This is a genomic window from Curtobacterium flaccumfaciens, assembly GCF_018598405.1.
GTDB classification, from domain to species: domain Bacteria; phylum Actinomycetota; class Actinomycetes; order Actinomycetales; family Microbacteriaceae; genus Curtobacterium; species Curtobacterium aurantiacum.
Window position 1 is genome coordinate 99,904 of the sequence record NZ_JAHEWS010000005.1, and the last position, 25,127, is coordinate 125,030.

25 protein-coding genes are annotated in these 25,127 nt (G+C 71.6%); 12 read left to right on the forward strand and 13 right to left on the reverse strand.

From position 1 onward, the window contains the following. Positions 1–80: 80 nt before the first annotated feature. Positions 81–3,551: an SdrD B-like domain-containing protein gene (locus KK097_RS04865; protein WP_214543887.1), complete on the reverse strand. Its 3,471-nt coding sequence runs from the start codon at positions 3,549–3,551 to the stop codon at positions 81–83. Between the two features lie 180 nt (positions 3,552–3,731). On the opposite strand from KK097_RS04865, the gene KK097_RS04870 reads away from it, so the two are divergent. Then, positions 3,732–4,529, forward strand: coding sequence for an HAD-IIA family hydrolase (locus KK097_RS04870; RefSeq protein ID WP_027464991.1), 798 nt, complete (start codon positions 3,732–3,734; stop codon positions 4,527–4,529). 54 nt (positions 4,530–4,583) lie between these two features. Here the strand turns inward: KK097_RS04870 and KK097_RS04875 are convergent, their stop codons facing one another. Beyond that, a complete protein-coding gene (locus KK097_RS04875) occupies positions 4,584–5,513 on the reverse strand; it encodes a CPBP family intramembrane glutamic endopeptidase (protein ID WP_214543888.1) in 930 nt (309 codons plus the stop codon). 37 nt (positions 5,514–5,550) lie between these two features. Between KK097_RS04875 and KK097_RS04880 the strand changes: the two genes are divergently transcribed. Further along, complete coding sequence (locus KK097_RS04880; RefSeq protein WP_214528850.1) at positions 5,551–6,240, forward strand: metal-dependent transcriptional regulator; 690 nt, start codon at positions 5,551–5,553, stop codon at positions 6,238–6,240. A gap of 366 nt (positions 6,241–6,606) precedes the next feature. Here the strand turns inward: KK097_RS04880 and KK097_RS04885 are convergent, their stop codons facing one another. The 3 genes from KK097_RS04885 to pyrE form a co-directional block, all read right to left on the reverse strand. Next, positions 6,607–7,251, reverse strand: coding sequence for a HEAT repeat domain-containing protein (locus KK097_RS04885; RefSeq protein ID WP_214543889.1), 645 nt, complete (start codon positions 7,249–7,251; stop codon positions 6,607–6,609). Between the two features lie 268 nt (positions 7,252–7,519). Next, complete coding sequence (locus tag KK097_RS18595; protein ID WP_214543890.1) at positions 7,520–9,802, reverse strand: septum formation family protein; 2,283 nt, start codon at positions 9,800–9,802, stop codon at positions 7,520–7,522. Then, complete coding sequence (gene pyrE / locus KK097_RS04895; RefSeq protein ID WP_214528847.1) at positions 9,799–10,350, reverse strand: orotate phosphoribosyltransferase; 552 nt, start codon at positions 10,348–10,350, stop codon at positions 9,799–9,801. The genes KK097_RS18595 and pyrE overlap by 4 nt, the downstream gene beginning before the upstream one ends. 97 nt (positions 10,351–10,447) lie before the next feature. Here pyrE and KK097_RS04900 point away from each other — a divergent pair, with 97 nt between their 5' ends. From KK097_RS04900 to KK097_RS04930, 7 genes are all read left to right on the forward strand, one after another. Next, on the forward strand, positions 10,448–12,115 hold the full coding sequence (locus tag KK097_RS04900; RefSeq protein ID WP_214528846.1) for a hypothetical protein: 1,668 nt from the start codon (positions 10,448–10,450) through the stop codon (positions 12,113–12,115). Between the two features lie 76 nt (positions 12,116–12,191). Next, positions 12,192–13,544, forward strand: a complete 1,353-nt coding sequence (locus KK097_RS04905) for a M23 family metallopeptidase (RefSeq protein WP_214528845.1) — start codon at positions 12,192–12,194, stop codon at positions 13,542–13,544. 191 nt (positions 13,545–13,735) lie between these two features. After that, the gene (locus KK097_RS04910) at positions 13,736–15,487 is read left to right on the forward strand and encodes an alpha/beta hydrolase (RefSeq protein WP_214543891.1); all 1,752 of its coding nucleotides are present in this window, start codon (positions 13,736–13,738) and stop codon (positions 15,485–15,487) included. Then, positions 15,484–16,164 (forward strand): hypothetical protein, encoded by a 681-nt coding sequence (locus KK097_RS04915; protein WP_214543892.1) that lies wholly within the window; start codon positions 15,484–15,486, stop codon positions 16,162–16,164. The genes KK097_RS04910 and KK097_RS04915 overlap by 4 nt, the downstream gene beginning before the upstream one ends. Before the next feature lie 37 nt (positions 16,165–16,201). Further along, positions 16,202–16,828, forward strand: coding sequence for a hypothetical protein (locus KK097_RS04920; RefSeq protein ID WP_214543893.1), 627 nt, complete (start codon positions 16,202–16,204; stop codon positions 16,826–16,828). A gap of 71 nt (positions 16,829–16,899) precedes the next feature. Continuing rightward, positions 16,900–17,487 (forward strand): hypothetical protein, encoded by a 588-nt coding sequence (locus KK097_RS04925; protein WP_214543894.1) that lies wholly within the window; start codon positions 16,900–16,902, stop codon positions 17,485–17,487. 76 nt (positions 17,488–17,563) lie between these two features. Continuing rightward, positions 17,564–18,151: a hypothetical protein gene (locus KK097_RS04930; protein WP_214543895.1), complete on the forward strand. Its 588-nt coding sequence runs from the start codon at positions 17,564–17,566 to the stop codon at positions 18,149–18,151. Positions 18,152–18,179: 28 nt separating this feature from the next. On the opposite strand, the gene KK097_RS04935 is transcribed toward KK097_RS04930, so the two are convergent. Genes KK097_RS04935 through KK097_RS04960 form a run of 6 tightly spaced genes read right to left on the reverse strand, consistent with a single transcriptional unit; the run spans position 18,180 to position 21,254 of the window. Continuing rightward, complete coding sequence (locus tag KK097_RS04935) at positions 18,180–18,983, reverse strand: phosphotransferase (RefSeq protein WP_307858332.1); 804 nt, start codon at positions 18,981–18,983, stop codon at positions 18,180–18,182. A gap of 10 nt (positions 18,984–18,993) precedes the next feature. Then, positions 18,994–19,596 (reverse strand): hypothetical protein, encoded by a 603-nt coding sequence (locus KK097_RS04940; protein WP_214543896.1) that lies wholly within the window; start codon positions 19,594–19,596, stop codon positions 18,994–18,996. Beyond that, entirely contained in the window at positions 19,593–20,207 is a 615-nt protein-coding gene (locus tag KK097_RS04945; RefSeq protein ID WP_214543897.1) for a hypothetical protein, read from the reverse strand. Before KK097_RS04945 ends, KK097_RS04940 begins: the two co-directional genes overlap by 4 nt. Further along, complete coding sequence (locus tag KK097_RS04950; protein WP_214528836.1) at positions 20,204–20,575, reverse strand: hypothetical protein; 372 nt, start codon at positions 20,573–20,575, stop codon at positions 20,204–20,206. The genes KK097_RS04945 and KK097_RS04950 overlap by 4 nt, the downstream gene beginning before the upstream one ends. After that, positions 20,572–20,763, reverse strand: a complete 192-nt coding sequence (locus KK097_RS04955; RefSeq protein WP_027464859.1) for a DUF2273 domain-containing protein — start codon at positions 20,761–20,763, stop codon at positions 20,572–20,574. Before KK097_RS04955 ends, KK097_RS04950 begins: the two co-directional genes overlap by 4 nt. Continuing rightward, positions 20,760–21,254 (reverse strand): Asp23/Gls24 family envelope stress response protein, encoded by a 495-nt coding sequence (locus KK097_RS04960; RefSeq protein WP_110858766.1) that lies wholly within the window; start codon positions 21,252–21,254, stop codon positions 20,760–20,762. Before KK097_RS04960 ends, KK097_RS04955 begins: the two co-directional genes overlap by 4 nt. A gap of 183 nt (positions 21,255–21,437) precedes the next feature. On the opposite strand from KK097_RS04960, the gene KK097_RS04965 reads away from it, so the two are divergent. Beyond that, positions 21,438–22,274 carry an exodeoxyribonuclease III gene (locus KK097_RS04965; RefSeq protein WP_110864246.1) on the forward strand — a complete coding sequence of 279 codons (837 nt, stop codon included), beginning with the start codon at positions 21,438–21,440 and terminating at the stop codon, positions 22,272–22,274. A gap of 140 nt (positions 22,275–22,414) precedes the next feature. Continuing rightward, entirely contained in the window at positions 22,415–22,663 is a 249-nt protein-coding gene (locus tag KK097_RS04970; RefSeq protein ID WP_214528834.1) for a nuclease, read from the forward strand. Positions 22,664–22,678: 15 nt separating this feature from the next. On the opposite strand, the gene KK097_RS04975 is transcribed toward KK097_RS04970, so the two are convergent. Further along, the gene (locus tag KK097_RS04975; RefSeq protein ID WP_214543898.1) at positions 22,679–23,086 is read right to left on the reverse strand and encodes a four-helix bundle copper-binding protein; all 408 of its coding nucleotides are present in this window, start codon (positions 23,084–23,086) and stop codon (positions 22,679–22,681) included. A gap of 342 nt (positions 23,087–23,428) precedes the next feature. Continuing rightward, complete coding sequence (locus tag KK097_RS04980; RefSeq protein WP_214543899.1) at positions 23,429–24,352, reverse strand: AEC family transporter; 924 nt, start codon at positions 24,350–24,352, stop codon at positions 23,429–23,431. A gap of 84 nt (positions 24,353–24,436) precedes the next feature. Between KK097_RS04980 and KK097_RS04985 the strand changes: the two genes are divergently transcribed. After that, entirely contained in the window at positions 24,437–25,033 is a 597-nt protein-coding gene (locus KK097_RS04985) for a nitroreductase family protein (protein ID WP_214543900.1), read from the forward strand. The last annotated feature ends 94 nt before the right edge of the window (positions 25,034–25,127 follow it).

The following is a 25,127-nucleotide window of genomic DNA, read 5'->3' on the forward strand; positions in this document are numbered from 1 at the left end:
GAGCCGCTCCGGGCCTCCCGGCCCTTTCTGAGCGGACCGTCAGTGGGGCCGCGGCGACTGCCTCGCCGCGGCCCCACTGCTCAGCGCTGGCTCGATCCGCGGGTGCGACGTCTGCGCGCCGCGAGGAGGCCCCCCAGGGCCAGGAGCAACACCGCCGTCACCGCCGCCAGTCCCAGTCCGTCGGCTCCGGTGAACGCCAGTCCGCCGCGTGCCGAGCCGCGGGATCCGTCGCCGGTACCCGCCGAGGCCTCCGCGTCGTCGCGGGTGCCGGGTGTTCCCAAAGACCCGGCGCTCCCGGCGTTCCCGGGATGTCCGGGCGTCCCGGGCACTCCCGGGCCACCGGGCGTCACCGGCGGTCCGGTCGGCGTCTCCGTTGCGGGCAGGAGCCCCGCGTCGACGGTGCGGTCCTGTTCGATGTGCTCGAGCTGGCCCTCGTCGGAACGGATCGCGGCGAGATCGACGGTTGCGGTCACGCCGGAGGCGTCGGCGTCGGAGTCGATCGCGCGGTCGTCGCCGACGAGCTCCTTCGTGAACTCCCGACCGTCCGGTGCCGTCCATTGGACGGTGTACGAGCCGGGGCGCAGGTCGTCGAAGGTGTACTCGCCGTCGCCGTCCGTGGTGGTGGTCCGGCGCACGGCCTCGCCGCGGTCGTCCGAGCCGGTGAGGCGGACCGAGACGTCGGCGATGCCGACTTCGTCGTCGTCCTGCAGACCGTCGCCGTCCTCGTCGGACCACACGCGGTCGCCGATCGAACCGGCGACGACGGTGACCGTCGCCGGGTTGGACTGGACCGGCAGAGCGAGGTTCGAGGCACGGAGGCCGAACCGGTTCGTGTACGCGTCACCGTCCCGCTGGCCCGCCGTCGCGACCACGACCCGGTGCGTGACGGTCTCGGCCACTCCCACGGGGGCGGTCCGCAGGATGCGCGCAGCCGTGACGTCCGCGAGCCGGGCGGGGCACCCCTCGGTACCGAACGCCGACGCCGAGCACCAGGTGGTGGCGCCACCGCCCTGGTTCGACGGGTCAGCGGCGTCGAGCACGACGTCGTGCGGGTTGCGGTTCGTGTAGCGGACGCGCTCACCGGCGGCGGCGGCGACCGCGATGGGCGCGGCGAGTCCGACCGTGCCGTGGAAGGTGGAGTTGCGGGTGTCGCCCCGGTACGGAAGGACGTCGATGACGTCCAGGCCGTCGATCGGGGTGGCGTCGATGTTCGTGTACCCGAGGTCCCACGCCAGGTGGTCCCCCGAGACGACGACCGGTTCGACGGCGGTCTTCTCGACGCCGACGCCGCCGGCTGCGACGACCTGGACGGCGCGCTCGGCGTTGCGGAGCGCCTGCGGCGACTTGTCCGTCGGCGAGGCGATGTCCGTCGTGTTGGTGATCGCCCCCGCCGGCGCGAGCTTCGAGACCGCGGCGGTGTACGTGATCGGGTCGATCGCCTCGTTCGGCTTGACCTGCATCGTCCAGGTGAGGCGCTGGACCTCGTTGCCCTCGTCGTCCTTCGTGGTGTCGATCTCCGGCACCTCGGAGGCACTGCCGGCGACGTAGGTCACGTGGTTCGGCAGGACGTCCCGCACCGCCACGGAGGTCTCCTTCCCGGTGGTGTTGCCGTTCGTGAGCGACGGGTACAGCGCGTAGTCGACGGTGCCACCGGCGACGGCGAAGGTGGTCTCGTCGGGGGTGTCGGCCGCGTCGTGGCCGGGGTCGACGATCTTCTTCTGGATCCGGGCGAGGTTCTCGGTGAGGATGACGCTGTCGGAAAGGGGGCCGGCACCGAGGTCCGCGTCGGACCAGACGTCGTGCACCCAGCGCTCTGAGCGGTCGCCGAACCACGCGTGACCGAAGTCGTGGGCCCGTGTGCCGTCGGCGGCGTCCTCGGTGGTGACGTAGCTGTAGAGCGTGCCGGTGTTGCCGCCCCGGATGTCGCCGGTTGCGCGGACCGCGCCGACGGCGTCGAGGCCGCCGGGGACGTCTTCCGGCTGGTCGTACCAGGGGCCGTCGCCGTCGTCGCACGTCGCCTTCTGACCGGCGGCCGGAGAGGTCATGTCGTACGCGGCGTACTGCACCTCAGCGCCGGTGAGACCGCTGGTCCATGCCACGGTCCTGCTGCCTCCGACGCGGGTGGCACGCTGGGTGTCACGGTCGAACGTGTCGCAGAGGATCACGTTCTCGTACGGGGAGAGGCCGTTGTTCCATGCGCCGACGTCGCTCCGGAGCAGTGTTCCGGGCGTGGTCCACGGGTCGCCGTGCTTTGCGGATCCGTCTTCGACGACCCTGCCGTTGTCGATGACCCGGTGGAACTGCTTCTGCGTTCCGCCGGGTGCGTACTCGATGATGTTGCGCTTCGCGGAGTTGTCTCCGGTGGGCTCGGTGCCGCCCGGGAAGTTCGATGCACCGCTGAGTGAGGTGGTCTGGAGCGGGGTGAACGTGTTGATCGAGTCAACCGAAGTACCGACCGGGGGGTTGGGCATCCACAGGCTGATGTACCCGCTGACGAAGTACGACTTGTTGCCACCCCTGATCGGGCCGCCGGCGACGTTCTTCGAGGGGATGCGCGTCGGGTCGGTGACGGTGTCGGTGATCGTGACGTCGACGTCCTGCCCTGGAGCGGTCTGGGTGCAGCTGAACGTCCCGGAGTCGGTGACGGCTGCCTCCCCGCCGCCCTGGCCGCCGGGGAGACCGGCCATCCGCCAGCCGTTGTCGGCGTTCGGGCCGCAGGCCGGGTTGCCGCCGTTCCACAGCACGGCGTCGGAGGGCACATCGCCGAGGATCTCGGAGAGGTCGTCCGTGAACGACATCGGGCCGACGCTCTTCTCGAACCCGAGGAGCCCCTGTCCGGGCACGAGCGGCTGCCAGTCCACGGCGATCGGGTAGATCAGCTGCAACCCCTTCGTCGTTCCGTCCGGACCGGTGACGTCGGTCCGGAGCGATGACGCGTGGACGTTCTTGCTCAGGTTGTAGCGCGCGGCTGCGGACACCGTGACGGAGTCAGCGACCGCGGTGGCGGTCCCGTTCTCGGCCTCGTCCGCCGTCGCGGTAACCGGGACGGCGATCGTGTCGCCGTTCTGCAACTCGCCCGAGACGTCGAGGACGATCGGCACGGAGACCGTCCGGCCTTCTCGGAGCGTGCCGATGTTGCAGGTCAGCACGGCCCCCGAGACCGCCGAACCCGGACCGACGCAGATGGTCGGCACCCCTGCCCACGACGTGCCGGCGGGGGCGGTCGCGCTGAAGCGTTCGTTCGTGCTGGTGCCGTCGTTCGAGTTGAGGGAGACGCGGTACGTGATCGCGTCCATCGTGCGGACGATGCCGTTCTTCTCGCTCGCGTCGCCACCAGCGCCGTCCGTCGGGGTGACGGGGCCGTTGCCGTCCTTCGTGACGTCGATCGCGACGGCGACCGTGCTCTGCGTCGCGGCGGATGCTGTGCTGTCGGGTCCTTCTGGCTCGCTCGCCGACGCCGACGCCGGGGCGGCCGGCAGGGCAAGGCAGAGGACGACGCCAGCGGTGGTCAGCGCCGACACGGCGATGCGCGCTCTACTTCGAGATCGCATGGGTCTCCTTGTTCTCGCGAGGCTGATGTCCCGCAGATCGTGGGGACGAGGACCGCCCCGACCGGCAGCGTACGCACATATTGCATCTCAAAACAATTATTCATGTTCCGCATATCGTCGATGGTGATTGCCGAGCATCAGGACGGAAGGCGTGAACCCCTGCGCAGTAAGGTGAGGCCCATGGCGACCCGAGACGACGTCGAGTGCTGGCTGACCGACATGGACGGCGTGCTCGTCCACGAGAACCAGGCGCTCCCCGGCGCCCCGGAGCTCATCCAGCAGTGGCTCGACGACGGCACCGAGTTCCTCGTGCTGACGAACAACTCGATCTTCACGCCGCGCGACCTCAGCGCCCGGCTCCGGGGATCGGGCCTGCACGTGCCCGAGGAGCGGATCTGGACGAGCGCGCTCGCGACCGCCGACTTCTGCAAGTCACAGATGCCCGGCGGCTCGGCGTTCGTCATCGGTGAAGCGGGCATGACGACTGCCCTGCACGAGGCCGGGTTCATCATGACCGAGACGGCGCCCGACTACGTCGTCGTCGGCGAGACCCGCAACTACTCGTTCGAGGCGATCACCAAGGCCGTCCGGCTCATCCGCGCCGGAGCCCGGTTCATCGTGACGAACCCCGACGCCACCGGCCCGAGCGCCGAGGGGGTCCTGCCGGCGACCGGCGCCATCGCGGCGATGATCGAGAAGGCCACCGGCAAGCAGCCCTACGTGGTGGGCAAGCCCAACCCGATGATGTTCCGCTCCGCGATGAACCGGATCGGGGCGCACTCCGAGAACACCGGCATGATCGGCGACCGCATGGACACCGACGTGCAAGCCGGCATCGAGGCGGGACTGCACACCGTGCTCGTCATGACGGGCATCAGCGACCAGGCGGAGATCGACCGGTACCCGTTCCGTCCGAGCGAGGTCATCTCCGGCGTGCACGAGCTCGTGCGCACCGAGCCGTTCGAGGTCGAGCTCTAGCCCCGGCCGGACGCGACCGCTGACGCGCGTCAACCCGGACACCGGACGCGACCGCTACCGCGCGTCGACCCCGACACCGGACGCGACCGCGTCACCCGCCGCAGCCGGCTCGTGGAACGACCCACGGGCCTCCAGGGCGAACGCCGCCATCGGCGGCACCGGACGCCACCGCTTCGCCAGCCGACGGGGCCGGTCGTCGTACCAGGCGATGATCCCGCCCGCCACGATGCCGAACGCGAGCACCCCGAACGAGAACAGCCCGATCAGCCCGAGCAGCACCACGCGCCCCGAGTCGCTCGTGTCCACGGTCGCGGAGAACCCGATCGACCCGAAGTCCCAGAAGGCGTGCAGCAGCACCGGTGCGAGCAGCGAACCGGTCAGCCGACGCGCGACGTACAGCGTCGACCCGAACGACGCCGCGAACACCACCTGGATCACCGTCGGACCGATCCCGGCGCCCGCGAGCGCGTTGAGCAGGTGCAGCAGCCCGAACAGCGCGCACGACAGGGCCCAGACCCCGATCTCCGGCAGGCGCCGCCGCAGCCCGACGAGCAGGGTGCCGCGGGCCATCAGCTCCTCGAACACCCCGACGAACAGCACCCCGACGGCGAGCAGCAGGAAGTAGTGCGCGGGCAGCGCCGACCAGTCGATCAGGGGCAGCCGGACGACGCACACCACGAGCACGAGGATCGGCGCGAGCATCGTCCAGCGCAGCCGCGTCCGGACGGGGTCGACCGTGGCGATCCGCCACCAGCCGAGCGCCGTGACGAACAGGGCGAGTGCCGCGACGGCGATGCCCTCGGGGATGACGAGGGCGTGCACGACGCTGTCGACCGTCTGCCCGAGGGTCGCGTAGTCGTCGCTCGGCCGCGACCGCCAGGCGCTGATCGCCGCGAACACCACGAGCGGCGCGAGCCCGAGCAGCAGCGACGGCGGGACCGGCCAGCGGCGGCGGCGAGCTCGGACGGGGGCGGTGGTGGTCATCTGCTGGTTGTACCAGGCGGGACGTACGATTGGCGGTATGCGCCTGCCCTCCCTGTCCACGATGGCAGAGGACTACGTCAAGCTCATCTGGAAGGCCAGCGAGCGTGGCGGGCCCGGCCTGGCGACGCGGGACATCGCGGCGTCCCTGAAGGTGTCGGCGTCGACGGTGTCGGGCAACCTCAAGAAGCTCGACCGTGACGGCCTGATCGAGCACACCCCGTACTACGGCGTCGTGCTCACCCCGCTCGGGCAGCAGGTCGCGGTGGCGATGGTCCGGCGGCACCGGCTGATCGAGACGTTCCTGGTGGAGCGGCTCGGCTACTCGTGGGACGAGGTCCACACCGAGGCCGAGGCCCTCGAGCACGCCGTGTCGGAGCAGTTCCTCGACCGGGTGGACGCCGACCTCGGCCATCCGACGCACGACCCCCACGGTGATCCGATCCCCGGCGCCGACGGCATCGTGCCGGACTCCCCCGGCACCCTCCTCGGCGCGATCGAGCCGGGAGCGTGCGGCACCGTCGACCGTGTCTCGGACGACGACCCCTCGCTGCTGCGGTACTTCGACGAGCTCGGGGTCGGGCTCGGCACACACCTGCGGGTCGAGCGGGTGCGGGACTACGCCGGCGTCATCGCGGTGTCGCGGCGGTCCACCGACGGCTCGGAGTCACTCGTCGACCTGCCGGCCGCGGCCGCGTCGGCCATCTGGCTCGCACCCGACGGCGACTGACGGCGCTGCGCACGCGGGCTGGTCGGCTGGTCGGCTGGCCGGCTGGTCGGCTGGTCGGCTGGTCGAGACACCCCGCTCACGTCCGCCGAGGGGTCATGAACCGTCGCCCGGGAGCCCCGCAGGCGACGGTTCGCGACCACTCGGTGCCCAGCGCACGGGGCGTCATGACCGCGCCGCGGCCCGCGAACGCGCGTGGCGTCGGACGGGAGGCCCGGTGCGCGGCCGCCACGGGCCTCCCGTCCGGCGCCCCCACCGGTCACGACACCCCGCTCACGTCCGTCGAGAAGTCACCATCTGTCGCCCGGGAGCCCCGCAGCCGACGGTTCGCGACCACCCGGCGCTCCCGGCCGGGCGCGCCCGCAGGCCCTAGCCCTTGACGGACCGGGTCCGGCCGAGGGCAACCTCGCGCCGGGCCCGCTCGACAGCGAGCGCGGACGCAGCGTCCGGGTCGTGCAGGAGTCGTTCGGTCTCGCGCACGTGCTCCAGGACGGCGTCGGTCCCCCGGTCGGCGGCCGCTGCGAGGACCGGCGCGACGGTGTCCTCGCCGAGTCCCACCAGGGCACGCGACAGACTGAGCCGACGCTCCCGGTCGCCGACGCCGAGCTGCACCGCGAGGGTCCGCGCGAGCGCCGCCCGTTCGCCGTCGGGCACCAGCGCGACGGCGGTCCGCCAGGCCGCGCGGAGCACCTCGTCGTCCCGGTCCTCGAGCAGCGGGCGCACCGCGGGCCACGCGCCCGGGTCGCCGATCTTCGACAGGGTGTGCAGCGCCTGGCTGCGGGCCTGCGGCTCGGGGCGCTCGAGTTCGGGCAGGACGCGCGCGACGACGTCCTCGGCGGGGTGCCGGGTGAGCGCCCACGTGAGCATGTCGCGGACAAAGAAGTCCGGCTCGACGGCGCACTGCGCGACGAGCACGTCGATGTCTGCCGGGTCCGGGGTGGTCCCCGCGGCCATCACGGCCTGCAGGCGGACGGAGGATCGCGGGTCGGCGAGGGCATCGGTGAGCACGGTCATCTCACCATCGAAGCCCCTCGCGCCGGGGCCGTGTCAAGCCTCGGGGCACAGCGTCAGGAGCCGTGCGGTCGGCTGTCGTTAGCCCCGGCGCACGAGGAACGACGATGTCGCTGTCGTACGACAGCGGGGATGTCGTTCGTTGCACACGCGGACAGTCCCGGCGCACGAGGAACGACGATGTCGTTGTCGTACGACGTCGACATCGTCGTTCCGCGTCGGACCCGCGCCGACCGACCGCGCCAACCGACCCGCACCGACCGCCCCGCCCCTACGCCCCTGGCGCCAGCGACCCGGTCAGCGGCTGCCCCGACGACCGCGTCACGAAGCACGAGATGAACCGGTTGCCCTGGTCCCACGTCGCCTGGTCCGGCGCGTACGAGCCCTGCACCTGCACGTCACCCACGGCCGCAGCGGCCGAGGCGTTCAGCGCCGCGTCGGACTGGCACTGGTCGGCTGCCTGGGTCGCCAGGGCCTCGGCGCCGGGGTAGGTGTCCCCCTCGACGGCAAGCCGTGCGGTCAGCTGCCCGATGTGCGGCGTCGCGCAGTCGACGACGGTGAAGGTCTGCGACCACGCGTTCGTGAACGGCGACAGGCACTCCCCGCCCGCGAGGTCGGTCCAGGCGTGCTCACCGGGCAACGCCGGCGTCGTGGCGAACTGCAGCGTGGTGCCCGGTGCCGCGGCGTCACTCGGCTGCGAGGCGGACTCCGACGGCGCAGCGGTCGGGGTCGCCGGTGCCGAGGAGGCCGCAGCAGGCGACTTCGTCGGCACGGCCTGGTCGGCGATGTTGTTCCCCAGGATCCACTTCGACAGCAGGAACACCAGGACGATGAGCACGAGGATCAGGGCGATCGAGCCCCAGATGAGCAGCTGCTTGCCGCGCTTGCCCTCGTTCCGCAGCCGCGCGAAGCCCTCGTTGATGAAGTTGTCGCGCTCGCCGGGCTCACGGTCCGGACCGCCAGCAGCACCAACAGCCGAGCGGGAGGCAGCAGGAGCAACAGGAGCAGGAGCAGGAGCAGCAGCTGCGGGAACGGCGGCAGCGGGCATCATCCGCGTCCCGGTGTCCTCCGGGTCGTAGCCGGTGCCGCCGAGTTGCCCGACGGCCTCGGTGCCGAACAGGTCCTTGATGGCGCTCGTGTCGCTGGTCTCGCGACCGTCCCACTCGGACTGGTCCAGGTCCTCCGGCGCAGCGGCCGGAAGGGACTCCGGCTGCGGGCCCGTGTCGTTCCCGCGAAGCCCGAGCACGGCGTCGAGGTCCTGTCCCACCGAGGGCGGCAGGTGCGCCGGGTAGGACGGCTCGTCGGCGGCCGGCTGGACGAGCGGCGGCGCAGCGGTCGGCGGCACGGTCGCGTCGGGCTCGGACCACCAGGGCGTCCCGGCAGCCGGCAACGCGGTGGTCGGGGCATCGGACTGGAGGCCCTCGGTCGCGTCCGGCACGTCGTCTCCGGCGGGCCCACGGGGTGCTTCCACGGCCTCGGTCGGTTCCGCGGCCTCGCTCGCGTCCGACGAACCAGCGCCGGCAGCGACGGCGGCAGCGGCACCCGCAGCGGGGACCGCCGGGGGCACCACCGGCGGCACCGGGACGGCCGGCGGCACCGGGTACGTGCGCGGTGCCTGGGGCAGCCCGTCTGCCGGGGTGTCGACCTCGCCCGCGACGACCTCGTCCTCGTCGTCGGACTCGTCGGCGAGCGACCAGGACCCAGTGGCGAGCGCGGTGGTGTCGAACGAGTCGGTGGTCAGCGTCGCCGGGACCTCGCCGGCCTGGTCGTCGTGGATCGCCCAGTCGAACGGCCGGTCGTGCCCACCGGTCTGCGTGGGGACCGGCCCGGTGCTCGTGATGCGCAGCAGGTCGGTGAAGGTCGGCGGCTCCTCGGTCGGGGGGAGCACGTTCTCGACGCCGAGGGGCTGCGGCGCAGCAGGGGCGACGGGCTCCGGGTGCGATCCGGTCGCACGGCCGAGCCAGTCGACGTCGGCACGGCCCTCGCCGAACGGGTCGACCCGTCTGCGCTCGTCCTCGATGGCCTTCGAGGCGGCAGCCCGTTCGTCGCGGTGGGTCTGGGCGGTGGGCAGCACGATCGAGGACGGGTGCGGTGCGGTGGAGTCCGGTGGAACGTCGGCGGCGGCCGGGATCCGGTCGTGCAGCGTGGAGCGCTCGTGCTCGACGGCGGCGTCGGGGTTCTCCGACGGCGCGAGCAGCTCGGCGGGCATCGAGATGGCCTGGGTCGCCCCGTCGTCGAGCACCGGAGCAGCCGGAGCGTCAGCAGCCGGAGCATCAGCAGCAGGATCGGCAGCCTCCGCGTCCGCGTCCGCCACGAAGGGCTCGGGCAGCGGTGCGCCGGTCTCCCGAGCGGTGCGCTCGGCCTCCCGGCGCTCCCGCCGCGACGGCCAGTCCTCCTCGCCACGCGGGGCCCCGAAGATGTCCGCAGCGCTGCGGAGACCGTGGAACGGAGCGTCCGATCCGGACGCACGCCGAGCCTCCAGGCCGTCGTCCCCGTCTGCCGGGCCGGCGGTGCCGTCGGGTTCGCGTGCGTCGTCCGGACGCTCCCCGGTCACGCGGTCAGCCCCAGATCAGCCAGCCCGATGGCCGCGAAGTACGGGTACCCGGCCGCTTCGATCGTCTCCTTCGCACCGGTGTCCCGGTCGACGACGACCGCGACGGCGGCGACGATCGCACCCTCGCGCTCGAGCGCCTCGGCCGCCTTGAGCGGCGAGCCGCCCGTGGTGGAGGTGTCCTCGAGCACGACGACGCGCTTGCCCCTGAGGTCCGGTCCCTCGACCTGCTTGCCGCGGCCGTGGTCCTTCGGCTCCTTGCGGACGACGAAGGCGTCGTAGGTCAGGCCCTGCGCGGCGGCCTGGTGCAGGACGGCGCTGGCGATGGGGTCGGCGCCCATGGTGAGGCCACCGACGGCGGAGACGTCCGGCACCTGCTGCACGAGCTCGGTCATGACCTGCCCGATCAGGGGCGCGACGCGGTGGTCCAGGCTGACCTTCCGCAGGTCGATGTAGTACGTCGCCTTCTTCCCGCTGGTCAGGGTGAAGTCGCCGTGGAACACCGCTTCGGAGGAGATGTACTGGATCAACTGTTCGCGCGCGTCGGTCACAGCCCACAAGGGTAGTCGGTCGGGCTCGCAGCCCGCTCCCCCGTCCTGTGGGGTCATCGAGCGCCGGCACCGAGGCTGCCTCGGTACGCTCCGGGGCATGTCCCGAGCACCGCGCCGCCCCGCCGTGGCGCCGGCTCCGTCCGGCGGCCGTCGGCCCGGCGCCGTGGCCGTCACGATCGGTCGGGAGGCCCTGGGCGGCCTGGTCGCGCTGGCCCTGGCCGTCATCGCCCTGCGTCACGTCATCGCCACGGACCGGGTGGCGTTGCTCTGGTACGACGGCGACTCGGTGCTGCTGCCGCTCGTCGAGCGCTCGGTGCAGGCCGGGCAGCCGTTCGAGTGGGCGATGTCGCCCGCGCTGTTCTTCTTCCCCGAGCTGCCCGCGTACCTGGTCAGTTCGTTCGTCACCGCGACGCCGCAGCAGGCCCTGGCGCTGAACGGGGTGCTCGTGCTCCTCGCCGTGTACGCGCTGGTGCGGGCGGCCGCGAACGAGCTGATGCCGTCAGCCGGCCGCCCGGCCCGGATCGCGGTGTCCGCCGGGGCGCTCGGCATCGTCACGCTGCTGGTGCTGACCGAGTCGTCGGCGACGGCGACCTCGCTCGAGCTGGCGTCCCTGCTGCTCACGACCACCTACTACTACGGCGCCGTGCTGGCGATGCTCGGCACCGCGGTGCTCGTGCTGCGTGCGGTGCGGCTCGGGCGGGCGTCGGTGCCGCTCCTCGTGGTGCTCGGACTCGTCGCCGCGTGCACGACGGCGTCGAACCCGCTGTACGTGCCGTGGTCGGCGGCTCCCGTGGTGGTCACGCTCGGGCTCCTGGTGCTCGCGCGACGGGTGCCGTGGCACCCGGCGGTGCTGTTGGGCGGCACCGTCACGGTCGGCTCGGTCATCGGGTACCTGGTGCGCATCCCGCTGCGGCCCTTCGTCTCGCTCGACCCGGCGACGTACGTGCAGCCGTCGCGGGCCGGTGCCACCGTGCGGTTCTTCGCGGCACTGACCGACGATCGGGCGGGCTCCGCCGCGGGCGACCTCGGGCTCCTGCTGCTGTTCGCCGGGGTGCTCGTCACCGTCGGCGGCACGGTCTGGGCCTGGCGGGTCCACACCGCCCGCACCGTGCTCGTCGCCACGCTGCTCCCCCTGGTCACCGTGGTCGCCGTCTCCGTCGGGGTCGTCGTCGCCGGGTCCGAGACCCCCCGCTACCTCCAGCCGATCGTCACCGCACCGCTGCTCGCGCTCGTCGCCGTCGCCGAACTCACCCGCACCGCGGTCCGCCGCACCCGCGTGCACCGTCCGCGCCGCGGGGTGCGCGCCGGCGTCGCCGTCGCGATGGCCGCCGTGCTCGCGGTCGGGATCGCGGTGGCCCCGGGGACCGCGCACGCCGTGGCGACCGCGCGGTACCCGGCGGCTGCGTGCCTCGACCGCTGGGCGGACGGACGCGAGGTCACCGGCGTCGGACAGTTCTGGACCGTGCGGCCCCTCGCCACCTACGCGGCGACGAACGTCGAGCTCCTGCAGGTCCGCGACACCTTCGAGACGTACCCGTGGCTCGTCGACCTCGGCGCCTACCGCGACGCCGACCCGACCTTCGTGGTGGTCGGCTCGCACGACCTCTGGACGACGGCCGTGGAGGACTCCCTCGGCGCACCGGCGACCATCACGCACTGCACGGGTTTCGACGTCTACGACTACGCCGGCACCGCGGGCGAAGCGGTCCTGCGGCGCGAGGTCGTCGGGAGCGCCGAGGTCATCCGCCGTGACCGTGGCTTCTGACGCCCACTGCTGAAGTTGTCCACAGCGGCGCGTCGCCGTCCGATACTCGCTGTACGGATGTATAGGCTCGTGCTCGATGTCTCGCCCCACCAGCCCCCGCGCCCCCCGTGTCCCCGTGCGCCTGCGCCTCGCCGTCACCGGCCTCGCGCTCGCGGGCCTCGTCGGCACGGTCATCGCCGACGCCCCGGCAGCCCAGGCGGTGAGCTACCCCACGTGGGACGAAGTGAAGTCCGCCCGCGGCAAGGAGTCCGCGAAGCAGGGGCAGATCACCGAGATCCGGGGCATCATCAGCGAGCTGGACGCCAAGGTCGAGGCTGCCGAGGCAAAGGCCAAGAAGCTCGGTGACGTGTTCTACAAGGCGCAGCGCAAGGCCCAGACCGCCGCCGAGAAGGAACAGCAGCTCCGCGCCGACGCGAAGGACCACGCGAAGGTCGCCGACCAGAGCGCCGCGCAGGCCGGGCAGTTCGCCGCGCAGATGTCCCGCTCCGGCGGTGCCGACGTCACCACGTCGGTGATCACCCAGGGCGAAGACGCCAGTGACCTCCTCTACAACCTCGGTGCGCTGAGCAAGCTCTCGGAGCAGGCCGAGCGCGTCCAGGCCGCCGCGAGTGCCGACGCCGCCGTCGCCCGTTCGCTCGAGGCCCAGGCCGACCGGGCCGCCGAAGCACTGGGCGACCTCGCCGCCGAAGCTCAGGACCGCATGCAGGAAGCCCAGTCGGCCTCCGACGCAGCACAGGCCGCCTACGACGAGCAGCAGTCCAACAAGGCACGACTCGACGCCCAGCTCGCGACCCTGACCTCCGGCCGTGTCCGCACCGAAGCCGAGTTCGCCAAGGGTGAGCGCGTCCGCAAGGCGGCGGAGGAGAAGGCGGCGCGCGAAGCCGCAGAGCGCGCAGCCGCCGCACAGCGCGCGGCCGCCGCACAGGCCGCCGCGAACTCCGGCGGGGGCGCTCCGTCTGGTGGCGGCTCGACCGGCAGCAGCGGTTCGGGCGGCGGCGGTTCCGTCGGCGCAGGCTCGGGCACCGGCTGGGTCCGTCCGGCGAGCGGCTACGTGATCAGCCCCTACGGCTACCGCGTGCACCCGATCACCGGCGCCGTGACCATGCACGAGGGCACCGACCTGGCGAGCGGTTGCTACACGCCCATCGTCGCGGCGTCGTCCGGCACCGTCGACTACGTCGGCTGGTACGGCGGCTACGGCAACTACGTCCGCATCAGCCACGGTGGCGGGGTGCAGACCGCGTACGGCCACATCGTCGACGGCGGCTTCCGGGTCGCCACCGGACAGCAGGTCTCCGCGGGGCAGCTCATCGCGCTCGTCGGTTCCACCGGGGCCTCGACCGGCTGCCACAGCCACGTCGAGGTGCACATCAACGGTGCCACCACCGACCCGGTGCCGTTCATGTCCGCGCGGGGAGTCGCCTTCTAACCCGAACGGTCCCGATGGGGACCGCCGCCCATCGCCGCGGCAACTTCTCAACACATCGGCGTGAAACTTCACCGTTCGCACTTCGGCTGCTACGGTTCCATGAGGGGCCGGTCGGTATTGGGGGGACGATGGGGATCGAGTTCGACGACGCCGCGGCGTCGCGGTTGATCGACTGCGGTGTGGAGGTGGCAATGACACTGCGAGCCAGCGCAGCACCGCGTCAGAGCATCGCCGACGCCGCGTTGCTCGACTTCGACGGCGCGTACTCGAGGTTGTTCGAGGCCGCACGGCTCACGGAGTCACAAGACCGGATCCGGCTGGCGAAGGCGCTCGAGTCCCTGGTCGAGCAGCTCCGGGCCGTGCAGCGGCAGGCCGACGCCGAACGCAAGCGGTTGGCGGACGTCGCCGCGTGGCGGCAGCGCGAGGCCGACCGTGACCTGGTTCGCGCCGGCGGCGGGCTCCCGATGCAGCCCGTGCTCGACTGGAGCAGCTCGGTGTTCGACCCTGAACCATCGGGCACGCCACAGCGACCTTCTCCGGTGTCCGCGGTGTTCAGCGCGCGCTCCCGGCAGCGCACCGGCGGCCGGTCCGGAGAACGGAGCGGGGCAGATCCCGCTCGGCTGCGGAAGTTCGCTGCCGTGGCTCGGGTGCAAGACTCCTCGACGGAGCAAGACCTCGTGCGGGTGCGCAACGCGTGGACCGTGTTCCGCAGCGGTTGCAGCTGGGTCCCGGTCGACGGGGCGTCGTTGCCAGGTGGTTTCGCCGACTACCTCGCCGAGAACGCCGACGACGCATCGTGGATCGATCGGATCGCCAGCGCGTTCAGCGCCGCTGGAGGCGGTTCCCTCGCGAACGCTGCACTCGACGTCGCCGGCACCTCCAAACTCCCACTCGGGCTGCAGCGGCTGCTCGATCCGTCCCTGACCCCGGCGGAGGTCGCAGCGGCCTGGGCCGCGCTCGGCTTCACCGACGCCGACGTCCGGGCGTTGCCCCTGCCCACGCAGCTGCAGTTCGCAGGACTCGACGGCGTTCCGGCAGCGCAGCGCGACGTCGCGTCCCGGGCCGTCCTCTCGGCCGCGGTACGAGACCCGGAGCGGCTGTACCGGCTGATGGGGCTGCCGTACACCTACGGCGCGGTCAGCCTCGACGAGTTCCGGAAGCAGGTGGTGGCACTTCGGGACGGCCTCCGTGACGCCGACGATCTCGCGCGCACCATCCCCCGACCGTCGAGGGCCGTGGCACAACTCGTCGGGTTCGGCGTGTCGGACGGCTCACTCGTCGCCGCAGTCGTCCTCGGCGATCTGGACACCGCGTCGAACGTGACGGTCAACGTCCCCGGTGCAACGTCTGCCGTCGACAGCATGGACGAGAAGGTCCGTGCTGCGGACGGCCTGCTGGCAACGGCGTGGAAACAGCGCCGGTCCGAATCGTTCGCGGTCGTGTCCTGGATCGGGTACCGCGCACCCGGCCCCCTCGAGGTCCCGCGCCAGGAGCGCGCGACCGCGGGCGGGGCGAACCTCGCCTCGTTCCTCGACGGCATCCACGACAGCCGGGGCAGCGCGCCGCGGTCACTGACCGTCCTCGGGCACTCCTACGGGTCCACCACCGCGGCCGAAGCGCTCGCGCAGACTCGGTACCGGGTCGACTCGCTCGTCACGTACGGGTCCGTCGGGTTCACCGACACCACGACTCCCGAGCACCTCAACGTGGACCATGTGTACGCGACCGAGGGGTCCGCTGACCACACAGCGATCCTCGGCCGGATCGGACGCACCGATCCACGCGACCTTCCGGACGTCGACACGTTCGGCGCTGACGACTCTGCTGGCGGCAGCGCCGTCACCGGGCACGACATGTTCCCGAACAGCGGCGTCGGCTACCTGTCCCGAGATGCCACCGCACAACAGACCATCGCGAAGATCATCGCGACGGGGAAGCCATGATGAAGACCATGCGACCGATGCTCCGTGCCATCACGACTGCCGCCCTGACCCTCGGGCTGCTGTCGGGGTGCGCGGCAGGAGGAACCCAGATGCCCACCGACGCAGCCGGCCTCACCCAGGACGAGGTCGCCGAGATGTCCCTGCACCAAGAGTTCGACGCCTACCGCGACCACTACGAACACATGCAACGACTCCTGAAAGCCGCGCAACTCCACGTCCACGACGGCGAATGGGAATGGGGCGGCGGCGACGACGTCCCCGGCATCGGCGGAGACGGCGTCGCACCCCTGCCCGGCTCCGACACGAAGAACAGCTACGACATGAGCACCACCCGGCTCTGGTCCCCGCCCAGCGGCACCGACCAACAGCACGCACTCAAACCGATGATCGACTACTTCACCGAACAGGGCTGGACCATCGAACACCGCACCATCACCGGCGACCAAGAAATCTGGGCCACCACCGGCGACGGCTGGCAGATCCAGTACACCGCCCAAGAGAACGGCGACAACCCCCTCACCGTCTACAGCGAACCCTTCTGGACCAACGACGCACACAAGCTCCGGCGAGCCGTAGCAGGACGCTCCCGCGCCGACTTCCCCGACCGGTCCCTCCCCGGCGTCTACCCGGACTTCCCCGAGTGGGACGACCCCATCATCAACCCTCCGAAAATCTGAACCGATGCTCCGGTCCCTCGTCACGGCGGTCCTCGCGTTGGGACTCCTCAGCGGCTGCGTCGCCGGAGGAAATCGAGCGCCCACCGACGCATCCGGCCTCACCCAGGACGACGTCGCCGAGATGTCCCTGCACCAAGAGTTCGACGCCTACCGCGCCCACTACGAGCAAATGCAGCGGCTCCTGAAAGCCGCGCAACTCCAGGTCCACGACGGAGAATGGGATTGGGGCGGTGGCGACCGTGTCCCATTGATCGGAGGCGACGGCGTCGCACCCCTGCCCGGCGCGGACACCAAGAACAGCTACGACATGAGCACCACCCGGCTCTGGTCCCCACCCGGCGCCCTTGACCAGGAACGCGACCTGCAACCGATGATCGGCTACTTCACCGAACAGGGCTGGACCATCGAACACCGCACCATCACCGGCGACGAAGAAATTTGGGCCACCATCGGCGACGGCTGGCAGATCCAGTACACCGCCCAGGAGAACGGCGACAACCCCCTCACCGTCTACAGCGAACCCTTCTGGACGAACGATGCAGATGCACTCTCCGAGGCAGTCGGAGGACGGAACGATGGGGCCTACCCCGATCGATCGCTCCCGGGCGTCTACCCAGCGTTCCCATCGTGGGAATCCCCCATCGTCAGCCCACCCAAGATCTGATGCTCCGTGCCATCACCACTGCTGCCCTGACCCTGGGGCTGCTGTCGGGGTGCGCGGCAGGAGGAAGCCAGATGCCCACCGACGCAGCCGGCCTCACCCAGGACGAGGTCGCCGAGATGTCCCTGCACCAAGAGTTCGACGCCTACCGCGACCACTACGAACACATGCAACGACTCCTGAAAGCCGCGCAACTCCACGTCCACGACGGCGAATGGGAATGGGGCGGCGGCGACGACGTCCCCGGCATCGGCGGAGACGGCGTCGCACCCCTGCCCGGCTCCGACACGAAGAACAGCTACGACATGAGCACCACCCGGCTCTGGTCCCCGCCCAGCGGCACCGACCAACAGCACGCACTCAAACCGATGATCGACTACTTCACCGAACAGGGCTGGACCATCGAACATCGCACCATCACCGGCGACGAAGAAGTCTGGGCCACCACCGGCGACGGCTGGCAGATCCAGTACACCGCCCAGGAGAACGGCGACAACCCCCTCACCGTGTACAGCGAACCCTTCTGGACCAACGACTCCAACGCCCTCTCGACGGCCGTCTATGGACGCTCGATCGTGAAGTTCCCTGATCGTTCCCTCCCCGGCGTCTATCCGGACTTCCCCCAATGGGACGACCCGATCATCAACCCGCCGAAGATCTGACCCGATGCTTCGCGCCATCACGACTGCCGCCCTGACCCTGGGGCTGCTGTCGGGGTGCGCGGCAGGAGGAAGCCAGATGCCCACCGACGCAGCCGGCCTGACCCAGGACGACGTCGCCGAGATGTCCCTGCACCAAGAGTTCGACGCCTACCGCGACCACTACGAACACATGCAGCAACTCCTGCGGAACGCGCAGCTCCAGGTGCACGACGGCGAATGGGAATGGGACAGCGGCGACGACATCCCGCAGATCGGCGGCGACGGCGTAGCCCCGTTACCGGGTTCGGACACGAAGAACAGCTACGACATGCGGAGCGGGCGGCTCTGGTCCCCGCCTGGCGCCACCGGCCAACAGCGGGACCTCCAACCGATGATCGACTACTTCACCGAACAGGGCTGGGACATCGAGCGACGCACGGTCACCGGCGACCACGAAGCCTGGGCCACCACCGGTGACGGCTGGCAGCTCATCTACTCGGCGCAGACGAACGGCCGGTACACGCTCGAGGTCTACAGCGAACCCTTCTGGACCAACGACGCACGCGCTCTCTCGACGGCCATCTACGGACGCTCGACCGTCAAGTTCCCCGACCGGTCGCTCCCCGGCGTCTACCCGGACTTCCCCCAGTGGGACGACCCGATCATCAACCCGCCGAAGATCTGATCGGATCGAGCACCACGACGGCTCCGGTTCAGCGCGCCGCAGGCCCCAGGTCGTCCACGTCCCCGTTCCAGAGCGCCCGGTACCAGGCGGTGCGCTCCGGGTCGTCCGGCAGCCCGTACGCCCGGTGGAACAGCGGCTCCCACCCGGGTCCGTAGTTCCATCCGAGGGCCATCGTCGCCACCGCGATGTCCGCCCACCGGTCCGCGACGCCCATCGCGTCCAGGTCGACGTGCCCGCTCCACCGCCGGTCCGCACCGATGAGCGTGTTGGGCGTGCACGGGTCACCGTGGCAGACGACGCTCCGGTCAGCCGGTGGCTCCGGACCGAGACCGCCCGGACCGCGGACCGCGTCGGCGGCAGCGTCGGCGGCAGCCCCGCGCGCTCGATCGAGCCGGTCCGCGGTCGACCACGTGAACGGGCAGTCGTCGACAGGAAGGGTGTCGTGCAGTGCGCGCAGGCCCTCCCCCACCGCGACCACGGCGGTCCGGGGGTCGTCGTGCCAGCGCGGGTCGACGGCGCTCCAGCCGGGCACCGCGCGGGTGTGCAGCCAGACGCCGTCGTCGTCCGAGCCATGGCCGATGACCTCCGGCACCCGGGCGTACCGGGATGCCCACGTCAGCCGTGCCACCTCACCGCCGATCCACGAACCGTAGGCGTGCGGCAGGACCTTCACGAACTCCTCGGCGTGCGCGTCCGGCCCGATGCGGAACGTCGTCCCGCCGATCTGGTTGTGCCAGACGAGGGCGACCTCACGCCCCCGAGCGGCCTCGGCGACGACGTGCGGCACCGGGACGGTCTCGCCCGGTCGGGGCAGTCCACCGATCGAGCGCACCAGGCGACGCTCAGTGCACGCGGTCCGGCCGGGACGATCCCGACCCACCACGGGCGATCTCGAGCAGCACGGGCAGGCGCTCACCGAGCAGGGCGTCGAGGTCGGCGACGACGGCCTCGACCCGTTCGGTGATCTCGCGCGGCGCGGCACCCCGGCGCGGACGGACCCGCACCCGGATCGCCCGACCACCACGGACCCGGTAGACGTCGACGGCGAGCGAGCCGACCTGGGGCATGTCGCCGATGGCCGAGGAGAGCGCGTGCTGCACGGCCGTGGACTCGATGCGCACCGAGCCGGCGACGCCGTCGGCCGAACCGTCGCTGTCCACGACGGTGCCCTCGCGGCCACCGCCGAGCGTCGTCAGCACGACGAGTGCGAGCACGCCGAGCACGACGCCACCGCCGAGCACGCAGGTCCACGCGAACACCGAGTCGTCACGTGGCGCCCCGGTGCCGAGTGTGGCGAGCGCACCGCCCGCCGTGCGCCACCACGACGCGACGACCGGCAGCCCCTGCGCGGTCTGCACCAGGATCGCGGCCACCCCTGCGACGAGCAGGACGAGCCCGAGCACGACGAGTGCCGCACGGCCGAGTCCACGGTTCGTGGCGTTCATCCGTCCACCCGTCCGGTCGGCTGCACCCGCACCCGGGCGGTGAGCGGCGGCTGCGCGTCGATGTGGGCGAACTCACGCTCGACGGCCTCGGTGGCGGCGACCGAGGGGACGTCCACCCCCGCCGGCGGACGGAGCACGACGTCGACCGTGCGGCGGCCGACGGTGCCCACCGCTGCGTCGGCACCGAGTCGGGTCGCGGATCGAGCGGCGCGGGCCGCAGCGGAGGCCAGGACCTCGTCGTCGACGACCACGGCGAGGCGGTCCGACGACATCGCGTGCCGCGGGCGGCGCTGGGGCAGGATCCCCTGCAGCAGGAGCACGAGACCGACGAGCGCGACGAGCGAGGCGGCGGCCACGACGATCGTGGTGTCGAGTCCGTCCGGTGCCGCACGAACGGCGTCCACGACGGCACGGGGGTCGACGCCGAGCACGTTCTGGTCGAGCAGCACGAGCGCACCGGCGAAGATCGCGACAGCGGCCAGCACGAGGGCGATGAGCATCGCGACGACCACAGCGGCCGAGCGGGAGACGTGGGTCTCACGGCGCAGCAGTCGGCGGTACGTGGCGACGTGGTCGGTAGCGGGCTCGCCGACCAGGGGTGAGGCGGTCACCGGACCCTCCTCGGGGTCTCCACGACCGACGACGCGAAGGTCACGGTGACCCGGGCGACCTGTCGGCCGGTGATGGTCCGGAAGCGCTCGGCGATCGTGCCGCGGGCACGGTGCGCCGTGGCGACGACGGGTTCGTCGGGCAGTGCGTGCGAGCCCAGCACCGGCAGGGCGAGCGGGGCGGTGATCTCGACCGCCAGCGCGCCGCGACCGTCGTCGGCGACCCGGGCACGGACCTCCCGGAAGGCCACGCGCAGTGCTTCGGCGGCGACCGCCTGGGCGGTGTGCACCAACGCCGACGTGCCGATGCGGTCGGAGCCGCGGAGCCGGACGCCGCTGTCGCCGGTCGTGGCGACGGCGGCGTCGCTCACGACGAGCTCCGGCGTCCGCGCAGCACGTCGAGCAGGCGACGGAAGTCGACGTCACCCGTGACGATGCGGGCGACCAGGGCGCCGACGGCCATGCAGACGGCGACCACGACGAACGCCCAGAACCCGAGCGTCACGGCGACGATGGCGAGCAGGGCCCCGGTGCCCATCCCGACGACGGTGGCGTTCACCGGACCCGACCGTCCCGGGTGTCGAGCTCGTCCGCGACGCCGTTGAGCGCCGGGATGTTCACGTCGTTGATGGCGATGTTGACCTCGGTGACCTCGAGGCCGACGAGTTCGGTGACGGCGTTCGTGACGGCGGCACGGACCGCGGAGGCGACCTCCATCATCGGCGTCGGGTAGTCGACGACGATGGTCAGGTCGACGGCGACCTGGGTTTCGCCGACCTCGACGCGGACGCCCTGGCCGAGCGCGCTCGACCCGATCGCGTCGCGGATGGCGCCGAACGCCCGGGAGGCGTTGCCGCCGAGCGCGAAGACGCCGGGGACGTCGCGGGCGGCGATGCCCGCGACCTTCGCGACGACCGTGTCGTCGATGATGGTCCTGCCCTTGGCGGTGACCTGCGTCGTGGTGGTGCCGGCGGGCTGGGTGCTCCCGGCCCCGGTGCCGAGCGTGGCCCCGGTCGTGGTCCCGTCGACGCGGTTCGTCGTCGATGCCATTGCTGCCTCCGTGCGATCGATTGCTGGCCTCCAGCGAACACCATCGTGCCGGACGCCGCACAGCCGACGCACGTCCCGGACGACGCACGTCCCGTACGCCGCACGGACGGCACACGTCCCGCTCGCTCGCACCGCTGCCCACGCCGACCTGGTCGTCAGTCGGCACCGGTAGGTTCTTGTTCCATGCGCGTCGCGACCTGGAACGTGAACTCCGTCCGCACCCGAGTGGGTCGGATCGTCGACTGGCTGGTGCGTGAGGACGTCGACGTCCTCGGCATGCAGGAGATCAAGTGCAAGCCGGAGCAGTTCCCGGTCGAGCAGTTCGAGGCCGCGGGGTACCACGTCGAGGCGCACGGCCTGAACCAGTGGAACGGCGTCGCGTTCGCCAGCCGCCTGCCGATGGAGGACGTCACCCGCGACTTCCCCGGCCAGCCCGGGTTCCTGAAGGGTCACGAGGGGCCGGACCTGCCGGTCGAGGCCCGCGCGATCGGCGTCACGGTCGACGGTGTGCGGCTCTGGAGCCTCTACGTCCCGAACGGCCGCGAGCTCGGCGACCCGCACTACACGTACAAGCTCGACTGGCTCGCCCAGCTGGCCGACCGCACCTCGGAGTGGATCGAGGCGTCCCCGGAGACCCCGCTCGCGCTGATGGGCGACTGGAACGTCGCACCGCTCGACCAGGACGTCTGGGACATGCGGGTCTTCGAGGGGTCCACCCACGTCAGCGAGCCCGAGCGCGCCGCGTTCCGCGAGTTCGAGGCCCGCGGCCTGCAGGACGTCGTCCGCCCGATCGTGCCCGACGGCTACACCTACTGGGACTACAAGCAGCTGCGGTTCCCGCGCAACGAGGGCATGCGCATCGACTTCGTGCTCGGCTCGCAGGCCTTCGCCGACGTCGTCACCGACGCCTCGATCCACCGGAACGAGCGGAAGGGCGACGCCCCGAGCGACCACGTCCCCGTGGTGGTCGACCTCGACCTGGACACGTCGCTCGACGACGACCGCCCGATGATCTTCTGATCGGAGTCGGGTCACCGGCTCGGCCCGGCCCGGATCGGCACCCGTCCGGCTCTGTTACGCCCGGCGTCCGCCGCGATTGAGCCGTCCGTCACGCCGACGTAGGTTTCCTGCACCGAACCCCTTCGAGAGCAGGTGAAGCCATGTCCCGCACGACGATCCTTCCCATCCAGCGCGTCATGGCGAGCGCTGCCCCCGGCGCGTGGCGCGACGGCATCGTCGTCGAGACCCGCACCGCCGACGCGGTGGTGCTGTTCCTCGACGGGGACATCACGCAGCTGCGGGTGGCGGACGCGGACGGCGTCCTGTCGGTCGGCGAGCCGGTCGCCCACCACCCGGTCGCGGAGATCCTCAGCGCCGGCGGTCGGCAGACCACCGCGCGCGTCGCGTGACGCGGGCGGACCGGTTCAGGCCGTCATCGAGCCCAGCATCGCCTGGCACTTCGCGACCATCTCGTCACAGGCCATGGCGCAGTAGCGGCAGGACTCGTCCATGTCCTGGTGCTTGCGGCACTCGGTAGCGCAGGCGGTGCCCATCGCGACGACGGCCATGAGCATCGCCTGCATCGCGGGCATGTCCATCCCCATCGGGCGCATCATCATCCGCATGCCGGTGTCGGCGAGCATCGCCGTGTTCGAGCACATCGCGGCGCACGTGGCCATCTCGCCACCCATGCGCATGTCGGCAGCCGAGCACATCGTCGCGGCCATCGACGCGGCGTTCATCGCCATCATCGTGTCCTGCATCATGCCCATGTCCATCTCCATGGGCATGTCCGTCTTCGACATGTTCTGCATCATCGCCATCGTGTCCATCGGAGCTCTCCTCGTCGTGGTCATCGGTCACGGGGCGGTCCGCCCCGCGTGCCCGCCAGGGTACGCGCGCGCCGTCCGCGCTCCGTGAGGCAGGAATGGTCGAGTCCGCGACCGCCACCCGACCCCTGCTGCTCACCATCCGCGGTGGCCGCCACCACAGCCGGACGGGAGGCCCGGTGCGCCCCCGCCACGGGCCTCCCGTCCGTCCCGACGCGCGTCGAGGGCGCGGAAGACGCCGGCGTGTCCGCACGACGCCCGCACGCGCGCGAGACGCCGCCGAATCCGGCGGCGTCTCGGCGACATCGAGGCGTCTCGACAACACGCCGGCGCGTCCAGCGCGCGCTACGGGTGCAGCAGGGCGGCGATCGCGACGAGCACGGGCACCGAGCCGAGCGTCGAGATGAGCACGACGTCGCGGGCCACCGGCACCGCTGCCCCGTACCGCTGCGCGTAGTTGAAGACGTTCTGCGCCGCCGGCAGGGCGCCGAGGGTGGTGAGCACGAAGACCTCCTGGTCGCCGAGCCCGAACGCGAACCGAGCGAAGACGAACGCCACGGCCGGCATCACCACGAGCTTGATCGACGACGCGACGATGACGTCGGTCCGGATCGCGGGGTCCCGCAGCGGGGTCGCACCGTGCAGGCTCATCCCGAAGGACAGCAGCACGACGGGTACCGCGGCCGCACCCACGAGCGAGAACGGCTCGAGCACCGGGTCGGGCAGCGTGATCCCGGTTGCCGAGCACACGAGCCCGACGAGCGAGGCGATGATGATCGGGTTCCGGAACGGCCCGGCGATCCGTCGGCCCCATCCGCCACCACCCGCGGTCGCGGCGTCCAGGATCGTCAGCGCGATCGGCGCCATCACGACGAGCTGCAGCAGGATCACCGGCACGACCGCGGTCGCCTGGCCGAGCACGTAGACGGCCACCGGCAGCCCGATGTTGTTCGCGTTGACGTAGCTCGACGCCAGCGCCCCGACGGTCGTCGTGGCGACTGGCCGGCGCAGCACGAGGCGGAACACGGCGGCGGCACCGAGAGCGACCACGGCGGCGCTCAGCAGGGAGACCCAGAGCATCGATGACAGCAGGGACGCGATGTCGGCGGTGGCGATGGTGTGGAACAGCAGGCACGGCATCAGCACGAAGAACGCGAGCCGGCTCATCACGAACTGCGCGTGCGGGCCCAGTAGTCCGATGCGCCCGACGACGTACCCACCGGCGATGATCGCGCCGATGATCGCGAAGCCGGTCAACACGCCACCCATCGCGTCCATCCTGGCACCTGCGGGACGGGATGTGACGTCACTCAGGTCGGAAATGCGTACGCATCGAATACCGTTGACGGCACCATGACCTCGACGAACGCCGACACCCTGACCCGGTCCACCGACTCCAGCCAGCCGCTGGTGCCGCTGCTCGAGGAGCGGTGGAGCCCCCGTTCCTACGACGAGACCGCGACGATCTCGGACGCGCAGCTCGACGCCGTCCTCGAGGCCGCGCGCTGGGCACCGTCGGCCATGAACTTCCAGCCCCGCCGCTTCGTCGCCGGCCGCCGCGGCACCGAGACGTTCCGGAAGATCAACGAGAACCTGCTCGGCTTCAACGCCGCCTGGGCCTTCCGTGCCAGCGCCCTCGTCGTCGGCGTGCTCGAGACCGTGACCGCCGACGGCGACGAGCGCCCCTTCGCGCAGTACGACCTCGGCCAGTCGCTCGCCGCGCTGACCGTGCAGGCGCACGCCGAGGGGCTCCACGTGCACCAGATGGCGGGCATCGACGCCGCCGGGCTCCGTGCCGCGTTCGACCTGCCGGAGCGGTTCGTGCCGTACACCGTCACCGCGATCGGCACCGTTGCGCACCCGTCGCAGCTCGACGACAAGGCCGCCGCGCGCGAGGTCGCTCCGCGTACCCGCATCCCCCTCGACGAGGTCGTCCTCGTCAAGGAGTAGCAACCGCAGCCCCCGGGGCGCGCCGGCCCCGGGCCGCCCGCGATCGTTCGACGGCCGCGTCCCTGCGGGGGCGCGGCCGTCGGCGTACCATGAC